Below are 15,698 nucleotides of genomic sequence, written 5' to 3'. Positions count from 1 at the left end.
CATAAAATTTATGGGATTATGAACAATACCAATTAGCTTTCAAAATGTGGTTAAAAGAAATAGATTTATTTAGCGCATTTTGAGGGTTAATATGGTATAAAAAACTATTTTCGCGTTCATAACTAAAAATAAGAGGAAGTATGAAAGTTGTTTTTATGGGAACTCCCGATTTTGCTGTTGCAAGTTTAGATGCAATTCATAAAAGTGGGCATGAAGTTGTTGGTGTTGTTACTAATATCGATAAGAAATCGGGGAGGGGACAGAAAGTATCTGTTTCTGCTGTAAAAACATATGCGGTTGAAAATGATTTGAAGTTATTGCAACCAGAAAAGTTTAAAAATGAAGATTTTCTTACTGAATTAGCAGCTTTAGAAGCTGATATTTTTGTAGTCGTTGCATTTAGAATGTTGCCAGAAGTCGTTTGGGCAATGCCTCCAAAGGGAACGATAAATTTACATGGATCTATTTTACCAAATTATAGAGGTGCTGCACCGCTTAACTGGGCAATTATAAATGGCGATCAAGAAACGGGGGTCTCTACATTTTTTATCGAAAAAGAGATTGATACAGGAGAAGTCATTGATATCGCTAAATTGCCAATTGGAGAAAATATGACAGCTGGAGAGCTGCATGATCAAATGATGTTGTTGGGGGCAAAAACGCTAATCGGAACATTAGATAAAATAGAAAGTGGAGCAGCCAATGGAATTCCACAGAATCAACTCATAAAAGGAAACGAAAAACCAGCTCCAAAAATATTTAAGGAAACTTGTCAGATAGATTGGAATGAATCTGCTCAGAAAATACACAATAAAGTAAGAGGTTTATCACCTTATCCTGTTGCATGGTCTAATTTTACAATGAAAGGAAAGACTGTTGTAGCTAAAATATATGAAACAAGAATTGCTGAAGATAAGCTTGAATCAGGAGAAATTATTACAGACAATAAAACCTTTTTGACCGTTGGGTGTAAAGAAGGAAGTGTTTCGATATTATCGCTCCAATTGCCAGGGAAAAAACGAGTTGATATCAAATCGTTTTTAAATGGATTTAAGTTAGAGGAGGGGAGCGATTGTTTTGCTTAATTAATAATTTTTTATAGCACCATTCTTTCGGTCAGTTCTAGATCAATTAAAATATCGATTTGTTCTTTTATTCTACTATGGTGAATAGGGGTTGCTAATTTATTTAGGGCACGTAAACCTATTTTTTTTTGGGTTTCAAACTCGTCATCCAGTACTGCTGTTCGTACAATATAGAAACGCCATTGATCAAGATTTAAAATATCGATTTTTTTAACGTCTTTTTCGATAGCGAGCGCGAAAATATAGAGTTCAGCTTCACGATTTCTAAAGGTCATTGAATCTTTTCGCTTAGCGTCAATTCCTTTTTTGGGAGCAATATCGTAAAGCACCCTTTTAGGTTTGGTTTGTTTCCAGCTTTGAATGTAGCCAGAAGTTTTAACTGCGATTTTTTTCTTTCGATAACGCAACTCACAGCCTTGCCATTCGATTCTTGGCATATCGGTCAGTTCTAAAGCCTTAGCAATTAGAAATAGACTTAAATCTTCTCTGTTTTTATTGATTAATATATCGGAATAGGTCCATTGCCAGAAATCAATAATGCTGGTATCTTTCAAGCCTTTAATGGGTTCTTTTCCTTTATACATCCTTATTGGTAATTACAAAAAAGAAATTACTTAATTCAGCTGATGTTGAATTAAAATTTAGCAAATCGGTCTATTTGATCTTTTAATAAACCAATAGCTCTTTCATCAGTGAGTTGATTGTCTGTAATTAAATTTTCTATACCAGATAATTTTGGCTTAGCTGAAAGTACTTCAACTTTTAAATAGTGTAAGATATCAGAAAACTGGTCCATTGGTCTTAAGGCTCCTGAATGACCAGATGAAAGTCCTACCAAAGCAGCTTTTTTGTCATTAAAATGTTTGGGATGAACAGCATCTATAAAAGCTTTTAAAACTCCTGGAAAACCACCGTTATATTCTGGAATAATAAAAATAAATTTGTCAGCCTTGATTATATTAGAATCAACAATAGCATTAAAAGCATCCGATCCATCTCCATAAGTATCGGCATATACAAAATCCCTTGGTAAATCTTTTAGAGCGAGAACTTGACTTTCATCGGGAAGTAAGTGGTGATAAAAATTTGCAATTCTTTCAGAGTTACTGTCAGGTCTGTTGGTTCCAGCGATAATCGTTATCATTGATATAAATTAATTTTAAAGTGTAATTTCTTTTAGTTCTTTAATGGTTTGTGTTGGGTTTTCTGATTTGAATACAAAACTACCAGCAACTAATACATCAGCACCACATTCAAGAAGAGCTTTAGCATTGGTTGATGTCACACCTCCATCTATTTCTATTTTAGTTTCTAAATTGTATTTAGTAATAAGTTCTTTTAGTTTAGCCACTTTTCTGTAAGTTCCCTCAATAAAAGATTGTCCCCCAAACCCTGGGTTAACACTCATAATACATACTAAATCAATATCCTCTAAAATTGGTTCAATTAAATCGATTGATGTATGCGGGTTTAAAGCAACTCCTGTTTTCATTCCCTCAGCTTTAATAGCTTGAAGTGTTCTATGAAGATGTGTGCAAGCCTCATAATGAACAGTAAGAATATTGGCACCCACTCGTTTAAAATCTTTAATATAACGATCAGGGTTTTCAATCATTAAATGTACATCAAGAGGTTTTAACGTATGTTTATTAATAGCTTCGATAACTGGCATCCCAAATGAGATATTGGGAACGAACATTCCATCCATAATATCTAAGTGAAACCAATCAGCATCACTGTTGTTAATCATTTCACATTCTGCTTGTAAATTAGCGAAATCAGCGGCTAATAAGGAAGGGGCTATAAGATGTTTCATAATTCTGTGTTATGTAGCGTATTTAGTTTGTTACCACAAAATAACAAAATAATTTTTTGAATTGATTAGTTTATAATTAATAGATTTTCAACATGAATAACATACAATTAACAATAAAATGACCTTGAGAGAAAGGTTGATTAAATAAAATGATTAAATTTGTTGGATTAAACCCTTTGAAAATTAATTATTTGACTGCCCAATAGTTAACTAAATAATTAATTTTATGAGATATATCTATTCTACCATTTTAGCTGCTTTTCTTACAGCTAATGTATATGCTCAAGCGGTAAACGCCTACGGAAAAGTAACCAACTTATCTGGTAATACTATTAATGTCGCTAACATCAACGAAACGAATGATACCTTTGAGGATGGAGAGTTTGTAATTGTAATGCAAATGCAAGATGATGTGATTGGAGCGAATACCTCCAATAATTCAAGTTTTGGAAATCTATCTTCTATTGAGTCTGCTGGATTATATGATATTGTAGATATCGTTTCACATACTGAAAGTGGTGGAGTTCCGAATACGATAACTTTTTCTAGACCTTTAAAATTTACTCCTAACATTAGTTCTAATACATCTGTTCAAATTATCTCTTTCCCTACATTGGGAAGCCCAGATTATACTACAACGGCTAATATGACAGCTCTTGATTGGAATGGAAATGTTGGTGGAGTATTAGCGTTTAATGTTGATGGAATTTTTACATTGGCTCATGATATTTCTGCTGATGGAGATGGGTTTCGCGGAGGTTCTACGGATAAAAACCAAACGAATGGAAATTGTGAAGATAATGTGTTTATCTCTTCATGGACATCAAGAGCATATAAAGGAGAAGGAATTTACAAAAATACAAGTTCATCATTCGAAGCAGCAAGAGGAAAAATCTTGAACGGTGGTGGTGGAGGATCATCGCACAACGGCGGCGGTGGCGGTGGAGGTAACTTCACTGCTGGTGGTGACGGTGGAGTTGGTTGGGGATGTAGAAATACGTCTGGTCGATCATCAGGTGGATTGGGCGGTATAGCTTTAAGTGCGCACATTTCTTCTGCTAGAGTATTTTTAGGAGGTGGAGCTGGTGCTGGAGAAAGAAATAACGGATGGAATACTTCTGGAGGAGATGGTGGTGGAATCATCTTAATCAAAGCTGATGAAGTTAGAACGTCTGGATTTTGTGGTGGAATATCGATAAGTGCCAATGGAGAAGATGCTTTGAATATTGGTAATGATGGAGCAGGAGGAGCAGGAGCTGGAGGTAGTATTGTGATAGAAGTGAATACTTGGAATATATCAGGAACTTGCCCTATTAATATTGAAGCTAATGGTGGAGATGGTGGTAATGTAAACTCTGGAACGCACGGTGGAGGCGGTGGAGGTGGACAAGGTGTCGTAATCTATTCTATTGCTGTTCCAACAACCAATACTACAACAACTACCAACAATGGTACAGGGGGATGTTCTAATAACAGTAATCCTTGTAATTCTGTTGCTGGTACAGGTAGTGGTACCAATGGTTCTGGAATCTCAGGAGGTAGTACTGGTGGACCTTTGCCAATATTATTACAATCTTTTGATGCCGAGTTGATAAAAGAAAGTTTAGTTGAGTTAAAATGGGTAACTTCTACCGAATTGAATAATTCTCATTTTATTGTAGAACGTTCACAAGACGGATATGATTGGGAAGAAGTAGCCAAAGTATTAGCTGAGGGGAATTCTGTAACTAATATTGATTATGTTGCTTATGACAATAATCCTTTATATGGGGTTTCTTATTACCGTTTAAAGCAGGTAGATTTTGATGGTACACTAACCATTTTTAAAATTAAAACAATTATTAATGAGCAAGAGCTGGAGGCGTCTATTTACCCTAACCCAACAAAAGATATTTTGAATGTGGTCATTGAAGATGAGACTTCTTTTAGTGTTAAGTTATATAACTCTGTAGGACAATTGATGGAGTTACCTATGACTTATTCTGGTAATAAAATGACATTAAATACTACAGCTATGGATAAAGGCTTTTATTTAGTGGTTATAGAAAACGGAAATACAAGTTTAACAAGAACAGTTATTATTGAATAATAATAATTAGGGTTGGCTATAAACTAAATTTTCCTCAGCACTTTGTTCGAGTCGATATAATTTTTGGTTCATTCTTTTTAGAAGATGGCTATATCCGTGTAGTCCATGGTTAACATTTGCTTCTACTGTAATAGATGAAGATTCTAAAAATGAATCGTATTTTGGTGCAATTTTTAAGGCCAACAATTCTTCATCGTTACCATTGTCACTATTACTATAATTAATAGTATTATAAAAAGAAAGATTAAATACTTTATTTTTATTCGATAAGGTTACTGTTTCGCCATGCATAGTTTCATATATGATACTATCTGAATGCTTATTGGCGTATGTAAACACAACTTCTGAAAAATCATAGTTTTTAGCGATAGCTTGCTTAATGTGAGAATTATGTTTCGCATCTCTTTTGGCTATTCGTTCTGCTTTCTTATGTTGTCCATATTTTTTCAGCAATAGAATTTCCTCAGAGTGGTTTTCTAAGGTTACAATTAAGTACCCATCTTCAAGCGATTGAACAAGTTCATAATGCTCTAATTGCCGTATTGATGGAGCACAACTTTTTAAGATAAGGGTAAGGATCAAAAGGAATAAAACTGAATATCTCATAATAAAATGTTTTTTTATCGACTGCACAAACTGTACCATTTTTAAGATGTTTTCCACGTTTTTTGTCAAAATAAAGTCATTATTATGAGTTTCTCCTTGTAAGGAATTCTTATTTTTGATTACTAAGAGGTAATTCAATTTTTAAAACCCAATTGTAGTGAAAGAAAAAATAGTCATCATAGGTAATGGGATTTCAGGTGTAACTTGTGCACGTTATATTCGAAAATATTCTGATCATGAAATAGTCATAATTTCATCTGAAAGTCAATACTTTTTTTCTAGAACTGCATTGATGTATGTCTACATGGGACACATGAAGTTTGAACATACTCAACCCTATGAAAATTGGTTTTGGGAGAAAAATAACATCGACTTAAAACAAGCTTTAGTTACAGCTGTAAATACACAGGAAAAGATCTTAATTTTAGACAATGGGGCGCAAGTAAAGTATTCAAAATTAGTAATTGCGACAGGGTCTAAGCCCAATAAATTTGGTTGGCCTGGGCAAGATTTAAATGGTGTACAAGGCTTGTATAGTAAACAAGATTTAGAATCTTTAGAAGAAAATACGAAGAATGGGATCAATAGAGCGGTAATTGTTGGGGGAGGCCTAATAGGAATTGAAATGGCAGAAATGTTATTATCCCGTAATTTTCCTGTAACTTTTTTGGTGAGAGAGTCTGCTTTTTGGGGGAACGTTTTACCAACAGAAGAAAGTGAGATGATTAAACGTCATATGAAAGAACATCATATTGATTTACGTTTAAATACAGAGTTAAAAGAAGTGTTATCTGATGCTAATGGAAATGCAAGGGCCATCATTACGAATAAAGGAGAAGAAATCCCATGTCAAATAGTAGGGTTAACTGCTGGTGTAAGTCCAAATATTGCGTTTATAAAAAAATCTGAAATAGAGACCAATAGAGGCGTATTGGTAAATGAGTTTTTAGAAACCAATATTCCTGATGTATATGCTATTGGTGATTGTGCTGAGTTTAGAGAACACCCATCAGGAGATAGAAGAGCTATTGAGCAAGTTTGGTACACTGGTAAAATTATGGGAAAAACATTGGCGCAAACCATCTGTAATTCACGATTACAATATAACCCTGGTCATTGGTTTAACTCTGCCAAGTTTATGGATATTGAATATCAAACTTATGGTTGGGTATTTCCTAAACCCAAAGAGAATGAGCAACATTTTTATTGGGAGCACGGAGAAGGTAAAAAGTCTGTTCGATTAAATTATGATCATCAAACAAGAAGATTTATAGGGATTAATACTTTTGGAATTCGTATGCGTCACCAAGCTTTTGATAAATGGTTAAATGAACAGCGAAGTGTCGAGTATGTATTAGAGCATCTTGCTGATGCTAATTTTGATCCTGAGTTTTTTAAACTGCATGAAAAAGAAATTGTTGATCAGTTTAATAGAGAGAACGGAACTAACCTTGTTGTTAAAAAGAAAAATTGGAGAAATTTATTTACTGTAAAGGGATAATAATACTATGAAATATATACAAAAAACAGGTTTATACTTATTCCTTATTGGAATAATACTTTTCACAGTGAATAGCTTCTTAGGAACTTATTCTTTTGATGCTAATAAACTTAAAGCACATTTTGATGCTACAGAGAAAATTGATCGTGGAGATACTATCGCTCAAGTTTTTTTGAAAGCTGTAGATGAATATTCGAGTCAGAATTCGATGGCAACAACAGATCTAATTAGTTTTAATGCTGCATTGCCCAAAATTATAACATTGCACAATGCCAAAATTTCTGAACAAATGATTGCTTCAGATGGGATTACTGAAAATGAAGTAGAACAAGTGATCTCTGCTGTTCAGTCATCAGGAAACATTGTTTATAGTGCTGAAGTGTTGAATAGTGTATTTGGAGCTCAAACTAATAAAATCAAGTTGCTAACAGACAATACGAGTTGGATGTTTACGGAGTCGAGAACTTATACTGAGGTTCAGCATTTTAAAAATGATTTAAGCAATAAGGTTACTGAACTTAATAGTAAGGTAGGGCAAGAGTATTTCGTGAAAAATGAACCCAATACCTTATTAACTTTAAATAAAGTTTTGATAGAAAGTGGGGCTAAATCCAATACTGGTTGGTGGTTTTTTCTAACTTTTGGATTGGTTATTATCGGTTCCATAGCTTATAACTTACCCAATATAAAATTGTTAGGAGTTGCAGGAATAAAACACAATGGGATATACCATAGTCATATTACTAACAGAGGTTGGGTAGCTTGGTTAGTACTCGTTTATTTGGTTGGGTTTTATTTATTGTTGTATTTCTGGCCACAATACCTTGCGAATAGTATCATTTTAGTCGACCCAATTAGCTTTTCGTTAAGTGGTAACCCAGCTGGACATTGGTTTTTATATGGTTTTATTTATTGTGTAGCCATGACTTTAATGGCCATAAGAATGTTTATTAAATATAGACACAATAATTATCAGCTGGTTAGAACTGCGGTGGTACTTTTTTTCCAAATTATTTTCGCTTTTTTAATCCCAGAGATACTAGTGCGTTTAGATCAACCTTATTTTGATTTTAAAAATGCTTGGCCTTTAGATTATGACTTCTTTTTTGATTGGAATATCAGAAGTTTAATAGCGCATAATAGTTTAGGTTTGTTTATGTTTGTTTGGGGCGTATTACTTTCTCTAATCATTATTCCAACATTGGTTTATTTTTATGGAAAACGTTGGTATTGTAGTTGGGTCTGTGGCTGTGGTGGTTTAGCCGAAACATTGGGAGATCCTTACCGTCAACATTCAGATAAATCATTAAAAGCATGGAAGTTTGAAAGGTATATAGTACATAGCGTTTTAGTTTTTGCCGTTGTAATGACCTTGGTTACTTTGTATGGTTTTTTTACAGGAAGTACTAGTTTTTTAGGAATTGATATGTATGGGATTCAAAAAACATATAAATTCTTAATTGGTTCAATTTTCTCAGGTGTTATAGGAACTGGATTTTATCCAATTTTTGGAAGCCGAACTTGGTGTAGATTTGGATGTCCTTTAGCTGCATATATGGGAATTGTGCAACGTATCAAATCTGCTCGATTTAGAATTACAACTAATGGAGGACAGTGTATTTCATGTGGTAATTGTTCTACTTATTGTGAACAAGGAATAGATGTAAGAGCTTATGCTCAGAAAGGAGAAGACATAATTCGTGCATCTTGTGTAGGTTGTGGAGTTTGTTCAGCAGTTTGCCCAAGAGGTGTTCTAAAATTAGAAAATTCGGCAGCTCCTAAAAAAGTAGACGATAACCCAATTATCTTTGAAAATAATATAGGAAAGTTAAACCTTTAATTTTTAAACAATATCGCATTTAATAATGCTTCTAATAAAAGCTTTATTTCTTCAGCTTTTTAGTTGTAAAACTTTAGAAATAATTTTTTATAAAAAAATGACTTTTATCTGTAAGTAAAAGGTAAGTGTTACGTCCAATTAGACGAAAACACAAAAACACTTACAGGTTTATGAAAGTCATTATGATTTTTGTCTTAGCTATTTATTTTATAGCATCATTATTTTTGTTCGTTTATTCTTTAACCCAGTTGACACTGGTATGGAAATATCTTACAAAAAGAAAAAGGTTTAAGGTTGAAAAAGGCATTAAAAAAACATTTAAGCCACATGTCACCATTCAACTTCCAGTATTTAACGAAATCTATGTTGTAGAACGTTTAATTGATACAGTTTGCGCTGTTGAGTACCCTTTAAATAAATTGGAAATACAGGTATTGGATGATTCGACAGATGAGACAAAAGCTGTAATTGCAAGAAAAGTAACTGAATGGCAAGCTAGAGGGTATGATATTTCTCACATTCATAGAACGAATAGAAAAGGGTTTAAAGCGGGAGCTTTAGAAGAAGCTTTGGAGTTTGCAAAAGGAGAGTTTATAGCAATATTTGATGCTGATTTTCTGCCAACTCCTGATTTTTTAGAAAAAACAATTCCACATTTTAAACAAGCTAATGTAGGATTAGTACAAACAAGATGGGGGCATATCAATAGGAATTATAGTTTGTTGACAAAATTACAAGCATTTGCTTTGGATGCTCATTTTACAGTTGAACAAGTGGGAAGAAATGCTTCGGATGGTTTTATTAACTTTAATGGTACAGCTGGTGTATGGCGAAAGGAATGTATTGTCAATAGTGGAAATTGGTCACCTGATACATTAACTGAAGATTTAGACTTAAGTTACAGAGCTCAACTGAAAAATTGGGAGTTTGTTTATTTAGAAGATGTTGAATCTCCTGCTGAATTACCACCGGTTATGAGTGCATTGAAATCACAACAATACAGATGGACAAAAGGAGGAGCTGAAACCGCTAGAAAACATATTCCAAATGTTATTAAAAGTGATAAATCATTGGGAATTAAGTGGCATGGAGTAATGCATTTAATGAATAGTGCAGTATTTGTTTGTATATTATTGTGTGCAATACTTAGTGTTCCTTTATTAGCAATAAAAGACAGTTTACCTCAATTTCAAAATGTGTTTGTTATTGCTTCAGTGTTTTTAATTAGTTTTATTGTCTTAGCATCATTTTACCTGACCTCAGTATTAAAAATTAAAGGAAAATCACTGGCGACTGTATTTGAATTTATCTTTCTATTTCCGTTCTTTTTGGCAATGTCAATGGGCTTATCGTTGCATAATGCAATAGCTGTAATAGAAGGCTACTTGGGACGTAAAACTCCTTTTGTAAGGACGCCAAAGTTTAATATCAATGTTAACGATAATAGTTTTAAGAAGAACATATACATTCCAAGTAATATTGGCTGGTTATCTTTTTTAGAAGGAATCTTGGCAATTTATTTTGCTTTTGGAATATTTAAAGGTATCCAAATGGGAGATTTTGGTCTAATACCATTTCATTTTATGCTATTTTTGGGGTATAGTCTAATTTTTATTTATTCGGTTTTTCAGTTTAAACCTCAAAATGCATAAAGTTTACATCATATTTGTTGTCGTTCAATTACTAATTAGTTGTGGTCATAAACGTGAACATAATGAAGAAGGTTATGTGAATGAGAAAAAGCAGATAGAGCAAAATTTGACTTTGAAAGATACGATTAGACAACGATTTGTAAAAGTGTATTATGAAAATGGAACCATTCAGTTTTATGGACAGAAAATAGATTCAATTCCACATGGATATTGTAAGACTTTTTATGTTAATCAACAATTAAAAACACAAGGAGCTTATGTTTTAGGTCGTAAAGAAGACTGGTGGGAATATTTTTATGAAAATGGAACCTTTGAATCCAAAGGGAGCTACCGAGACAATTTATTAGATGGTTTTTGGATGTATTACAATCCTAATGGAACACTGAAAGAAAAAGGAGCTTTTAATCAAGGGAAAAAAGAGGGACTATGGTTGGCTTATGATGCTCTTGGACAAAAACAGAGTGAGATGAACTTTAAGAATAATATTCAAAATGGCTTATCAAAGCACTATATTCAGGATTCTATTTTAATTGAAAAAGGGAATTATTCTAAAGGAAAAAAAGACGGTTGGTTTGAATTTTATAATAATGATGGAACACTAAGAGAAGAATGTTCTTATTTTCGTGGGATCAAAAACGGAGGGTATAAATTATATATTGATGGGCATCTCTTTTGTGAGGGGACTTATAAAGAGGGAGAAAGAGTAGGGATATGGAGAGAGTATAATGCTGAAGGAAAAATAATATCAGAAAGAAATGAAGACTAAACCACATATAGTTGTAATTATTCCTGCATTTAATGAGGAAAATTCTGTTGGAAAAGTTGTTAGAGACATCCCAAAAGATTGGGTAAAAGAAATCATTGTAGCCAATAATAATTCAAATGATTTAACACCTATTAATGCTAAAAAAGCAGGTGCCATTGTTGTAGATGAACCCATTCAAGGATATGGGAATGCTTGTTTAAAAGGAATGGCTTATTTGGTAGAAAATAATATTAAACCTGACATTGTTGTGTTTTTAGATGCCGATTATTCCGATTATCCTGAACAGTTAATAGATTTGGTACAACCGATTATCAATGATGGGGTAGACATGGTGATTGGATCTCGAGCCTTGGGTAAAAAGGAAAAGAGTTCGATGACTCCACAACAAATTTTTGGAAATTGGTTAGCGACTTTTTTAATTAAGTTGATCTATGGTGTTGAATTTACTGATTTAGGCCCTTTTAGAGCAATCAGGTATGATCGCTTACTAACAATTGATATGAAAGACCGTACCTATGGTTGGACGGTTGAAATGCAGGTTAAAGCTGCAAAGTTAAAAATGAAATGTACAGAGTTGCCTGTTGACTATAGAGTGAGAATTGGAAAATCAAAAGTATCTGGAACCTTAAAAGGAACAATTATGGCTGGTTATAAAATTATTACTACGATTTTTAAATATTCACGTTAATAATTATGAATAAGTGCTTTTAGCTCACTTTCAAGTTCAAGTAAAAAAGGGGAACTCTTGCTGTTGATCACAATTCCATTTTTTTGACTTTTCAGTAATTGACTAAAATAACTTTCATTGATATTTACCTCTACAACCATACCGCCTTTAGCAAGTACGCGTTCAGCAATCATTTGAGGTAAGGTTGTAGCTCCTGATGATCCTAAAATAAACAGCAGTTGAGATTTTTCTGCAGTCCTTAAAGCGGTATCAAACTTATAGTAGACTTCATTGTAATATTCATCAAACCATAATACATGAGGTCGTAATTTATCTCCACAATTTGGACAAGTTAATGCTTCCCAATCATGAGCACTCATTGTATGTTTATCCCTGTTTTCTAAATTTATTTCATTAGGAAAGGGGATTAATTTTGATGTGCATTCACTAGCACATCTTACAAAATCAAAGTCGCCATGTATCAAAAAAGTATGTTCTTCTGAACTACCAGCTCTTCTGTGAAGGCTGTCAACATTTTGAGAAATTAAAGCATATTGTTGTCCCAAAAGTTGCTCAATGTTTACTAAGGCTTTATGACTAGCGTTAGGTTGAGCTTTATGTGTAATACTTTTACGGTATAAGTACCATTTCCATACTTCTTGTGGAGATTGAGAAAACATATTGTAAGTTCCGATTTCTTCGGCCTTATAATTTACAGATCCTACAGTCCAATAACCATCTGCTCCTCTAAAAGTTGGAATCCCGCTTTCTGCTGAAATCCCTGCGCCGACCAAAAAAGTAATTTGACTATTATTTGTTAGACAAGTTTTTAATTGAGCAACGATGGAGGAATTCATGATTAAGATTTTAGGATAAATGTTTTTTTATCATATTAGTCCAATACAATACTAAAAAGATAATGGATGGGATAAGAAAAATTAATGCGATTGTAGTCGCTATAAAAATGGAATTATTATCATGAGGACCAAAAGCATATTGGTATGAATAGACAGCAAGAATAACAGTGATAATATATAGCACTTGAGCGATGCTGTATACATAAAGACCAATCAACAACTTTTGAATCATTAGTACTGCACCAATTAAGGTACCCACAGATGTTAGTCCATATATCCAGCCCCTATAATAATCGCTATTGTTATCGATCATAGAAACTATTTCATATAAAAAAGCTCTAGCCATTGTAAAAATAGAGCCAACAATGGTTAAAATACACAAGGTGTATAAAAGCGTTGAAGAGTGGTTGTTATGTTGATCTAGCATTTTTTTGTTACAGAGGTATAGGAAAAGAATCGGTTTTTATTTTCAATGCTAGTTAGTATAGTTGAGAATATTGATTTTAAACCAATTATTTGTTTTTTTCAGCTCGAATTTTTTCTAGATGTTTTTCTAATTTTTCACCTTCTAATACTTTATCATTATAATAGTAGGTTTTGGTGTCAACATCACCTTCTGGATCAAATGTTTTCCAGTAACCATTTCTTACGTTGTGTTTATACCAACCTGAGGTTTCTACCTTTCCATTAGGGTAGTAGTACTTAACTTGGCCGTCAAAATAACCATTTTTATACACACCATGCGCTTTTACTTTTCCAGATTTAAAGTACTGCGTCCATTCACCGTGATAATAACCGCGATCAAAATTTGTCACTTCAGATTTTAAGACTTTTTCTTCTTTGGGGTTAGCAGGAAAATAAACAACAGACTCTCCATGCAGTAAATCATTTTGATAATTTTCTTTCCTAAGCACTTCTTTACGATCATTAAAAAACCACCACGTACTATCTTTTTTTCTATCAATATAGTTTCCTATAGCCATGAGTTCCCCATTTTTGTGATACATTTTGCATTCCGCTTTCTTTCCATCATTGGAAAATAGCATTACACTAGAAGCTTCACCAGTAGGGTAGTAGTAGATAAATTTTCCTACAGGGATATCGTTTTTAAATTGACCTTTATAGCGAATAGAGCTACCATCATCATATTTTACCAACCAGCTCCCTTGTTTTCCCTTATCGTCGGTCTTATTTTGACTGATTAAGGTCAACGGAAAACAAAGAAAAATGTAAATAAGTACTCTCATAATATCTAGAAATTTTAATGCTTTACTGTCTTTTATTAAGATTAGTTACAGCAATAAATCAAAAACAGTGCTAAAAATAGTAAATTCTAATTTTGAAATTAAAGATCAACTATAATTTATTGGATTTATAGTGAGACCAATGACTTTTTTGTATAAAAAAAGCTACCTGTTACAACAGGTAGCTTTAGTGTTTAAATGAGTTAGAAATTGTCTACTTCTTTTTTTTGTACTTTCTATTAAGCTTTTCTCTAGCAGCATCTAATTTTTTCTGAGCAGCATCTAACTTTAGATTTTGACCATCTATTTTGTGTTGAGCTTCAGTTGCTTTTGATGCGTCTATTTTTCCCTTAGCAATTTTTTTATCTAGTTTACTTTGACTTGATTTGATTTTATTTCTTTTCGCTTCTAGTTTTGATTGTTTACTATCTAATTTAGATAAAGCACTTTGAAATTTTGCTTCGGTAGCTTTAGCCTTAGCAGCTTCTTTTTCTGCCTTTTCAGCAGCAGCTTTTTCTGCTGCAGCAGTTTTTGCTTTTTCTGCTTCTTCTTTAGCTTTTGCTTTAGCCTCTTTTTCAGCTTCTTTAGCGTTATCTTTTTCCTCTTTTGCTTTTTCTTCAGCCGTTTTTAGTTTCTCTTTTTCAGCATCAGCCTTTTCTTTAGCTTCTTTCTCAGCCTCTTTCGCCTTGCTTTTAGCTTCCTTTTCTGCTTTAGAAGTTTGTTTTTCAGCCTCTTTTTTCATTTTTTCAGCTTCTTCTTGGGCAGCTTTTTGGGCTTGTTCTTCTTTTAACTTAGCAAGATTTTCTTGACGTTTTTTCTCATCTTCTGCACGCTGTTTGGCTTCATACTCTCTTTGTGCTTTAGCATCCATTGCATCTTTTTCACGTTGATCTTTAGCCTCTTCAACTTGTTTCATTGTTTGGTCGGCTTTATCTTGTGCAGTTTTTGCTTTATCAGCATCTTCTTTTGCTTTTTTAGCTTTTTCTTCTGCTGCTTTACGATGTTCTTCAGCAGTTTTTTCTTTTTCAGAAACATATTTTTCAGCTTCCTGCTTTGTAGCTTCAGCTTTTTCTGAGTGACTGTCGGCCTTTTCGTTTAAGTTATTAACTTTTTCTTCAGAGTTAGATTGAATTTGATCTAAATTATTGTCTAATTCTATGGTTGTAGAAGTTGGAGTATTGACCATCATTTTTGCCAAAGAAACATTGAATTTACTTCTTTGATTTAATAATGCTCCCCTCATAATAACGGTTTGAAAACCATTTTTAGAGATTCTAAGGTTTACAGCTTTACCATTATAGTTGTCAATTTTGATGTGTGTATTTCCTCTAGCATCAGAGATCGCTCCACCAATTTCTTTATTGTTTTGAAGTATCGATACAGTTGCTCCACTTAAAGGAGTATTATTGGTGACAACAATTACAGAAACATTAATTGCTTCTGCTTCATTAATATATATAGGGGTCAACGTTGTTGTTGTAGCGCTTGCTTGTATAGAAAGACTAGCTAATAAAGTAGCTACAATGATTATATTTTTCTTCATAATTCTGTTTTTAATGAAATGAATAGTATTGT

15 protein-coding genes are annotated in these 15,698 nt (G+C 33.2%); 7 read left to right on the top strand and 8 right to left on the bottom strand.

The features are described from left to right. The first annotated feature begins 140 nt into the window (after positions 1-140). A complete protein-coding gene (fmt, locus tag N4A35_03940) occupies positions 141-1,085 on the top strand; it encodes a methionyl-tRNA formyltransferase (GenBank protein MCT4580546.1) in 945 nt (314 codons plus the stop codon). A gap of 11 nt (positions 1,086-1,096) precedes the next feature. On the opposite strand, the gene N4A35_03935 is transcribed toward fmt, so the two are convergent. From N4A35_03935 to rpe, 3 genes are read right to left on the bottom strand one after another with little or no spacing between them, the layout of a single operon-like run. Continuing rightward, complete coding sequence (locus N4A35_03935; GenBank protein ID MCT4580545.1) at positions 1,097-1,669, bottom strand: hypothetical protein; 573 nt, start codon at positions 1,667-1,669, stop codon at positions 1,097-1,099. 50 nt (positions 1,670-1,719) lie between these two features. Continuing rightward, positions 1,720-2,229 carry an NAD(P)H-dependent oxidoreductase gene (locus N4A35_03930; GenBank protein ID MCT4580544.1) on the bottom strand — a complete coding sequence of 170 codons (510 nt, stop codon included), beginning with the start codon at positions 2,227-2,229 and terminating at the stop codon, positions 1,720-1,722. 15 nt (positions 2,230-2,244) lie between these two features. After that, complete coding sequence (gene rpe, locus N4A35_03925; GenBank protein MCT4580543.1) at positions 2,245-2,901, bottom strand: ribulose-phosphate 3-epimerase; 657 nt, start codon at positions 2,899-2,901, stop codon at positions 2,245-2,247. A 226-nt stretch (positions 2,902-3,127) separates the two neighbouring features. On the opposite strand from rpe, the gene N4A35_03920 reads away from it, so the two are divergent. Next, the gene (locus N4A35_03920) at positions 3,128-4,990 is read left to right on the top strand and encodes a T9SS type A sorting domain-containing protein (GenBank protein MCT4580542.1); all 1,863 of its coding nucleotides are present in this window, start codon (positions 3,128-3,130) and stop codon (positions 4,988-4,990) included. 6 nt (positions 4,991-4,996) lie between these two features. Here N4A35_03920 and N4A35_03915 read toward each other — a convergent pair whose 3' ends face one another. Beyond that, positions 4,997-5,596, bottom strand: a complete 600-nt coding sequence (locus N4A35_03915) for a hypothetical protein (GenBank protein MCT4580541.1) — start codon at positions 5,594-5,596, stop codon at positions 4,997-4,999. A 157-nt stretch (positions 5,597-5,753) separates the two neighbouring features. Here N4A35_03915 and N4A35_03910 point away from each other — a divergent pair, with 157 nt between their 5' ends. The 5 genes from N4A35_03910 to N4A35_03890 all read left to right on the top strand — a co-directional run bounded on the left by N4A35_03910 (position 5,754) and on the right by N4A35_03890 (position 12,043). Then, positions 5,754-7,097 (top strand): NAD(P)/FAD-dependent oxidoreductase, encoded by a 1,344-nt coding sequence (locus N4A35_03910; GenBank protein ID MCT4580540.1) that lies wholly within the window; start codon positions 5,754-5,756, stop codon positions 7,095-7,097. Positions 7,098-7,104: 7 nt separating this feature from the next. After that, entirely contained in the window at positions 7,105-8,937 is a 1,833-nt protein-coding gene (locus N4A35_03905) for a 4Fe-4S binding protein (protein ID MCT4580539.1), read from the top strand. Positions 8,938-9,107: 170 nt separating this feature from the next. Beyond that, positions 9,108-10,589 carry a glycosyltransferase family 2 protein gene (locus N4A35_03900; GenBank protein ID MCT4580538.1) on the top strand — a complete coding sequence of 494 codons (1,482 nt, stop codon included), beginning with the start codon at positions 9,108-9,110 and terminating at the stop codon, positions 10,587-10,589. After that, positions 10,582-11,355 carry a hypothetical protein gene (locus N4A35_03895; protein ID MCT4580537.1) on the top strand — a complete coding sequence of 258 codons (774 nt, stop codon included), beginning with the start codon at positions 10,582-10,584 and terminating at the stop codon, positions 11,353-11,355. Before N4A35_03900 ends, N4A35_03895 begins: the two co-directional genes overlap by 8 nt. Further along, positions 11,345-12,043, top strand: a complete 699-nt coding sequence (locus N4A35_03890; protein MCT4580536.1) for a glycosyltransferase family 2 protein — start codon at positions 11,345-11,347, stop codon at positions 12,041-12,043. Before N4A35_03895 ends, N4A35_03890 begins: the two co-directional genes overlap by 11 nt. Here N4A35_03890 and N4A35_03885 read toward each other — a convergent pair. The 4 genes from N4A35_03885 to N4A35_03870 form a co-directional block, all read right to left on the bottom strand. Then, positions 12,040-12,879, bottom strand: a complete 840-nt coding sequence (locus N4A35_03885; protein ID MCT4580535.1) for an iron dicitrate transport regulator FecR — start codon at positions 12,877-12,879, stop codon at positions 12,040-12,042. The two genes, N4A35_03890 and N4A35_03885, sit on opposite strands and share 4 nt — an antisense overlap. Positions 12,880-12,889: 10 nt before the next feature. Beyond that, positions 12,890-13,306 carry a hypothetical protein gene (locus N4A35_03880; GenBank protein ID MCT4580534.1) on the bottom strand — a complete coding sequence of 139 codons (417 nt, stop codon included), beginning with the start codon at positions 13,304-13,306 and terminating at the stop codon, positions 12,890-12,892. 85 nt (positions 13,307-13,391) lie between these two features. Next, the gene (locus N4A35_03875; GenBank protein ID MCT4580533.1) at positions 13,392-14,126 is read right to left on the bottom strand and encodes a hypothetical protein; all 735 of its coding nucleotides are present in this window, start codon (positions 14,124-14,126) and stop codon (positions 13,392-13,394) included. A gap of 211 nt (positions 14,127-14,337) precedes the next feature. Beyond that, positions 14,338-15,666, bottom strand: a complete 1,329-nt coding sequence (locus tag N4A35_03870) for a hypothetical protein (protein MCT4580532.1) — start codon at positions 15,664-15,666, stop codon at positions 14,338-14,340. Positions 15,667-15,698 lie beyond the last annotated feature (32 nt).

The sequence above is a fragment of the Flavobacteriales bacterium genome, assembly GCA_025210295.1.
Taxonomy (GTDB): Bacteria; Bacteroidota; Bacteroidia; order Flavobacteriales_D; family Parvicellaceae; genus S010-51.
This window is presented reverse-complemented; position numbering and strand designations above follow the sequence as displayed.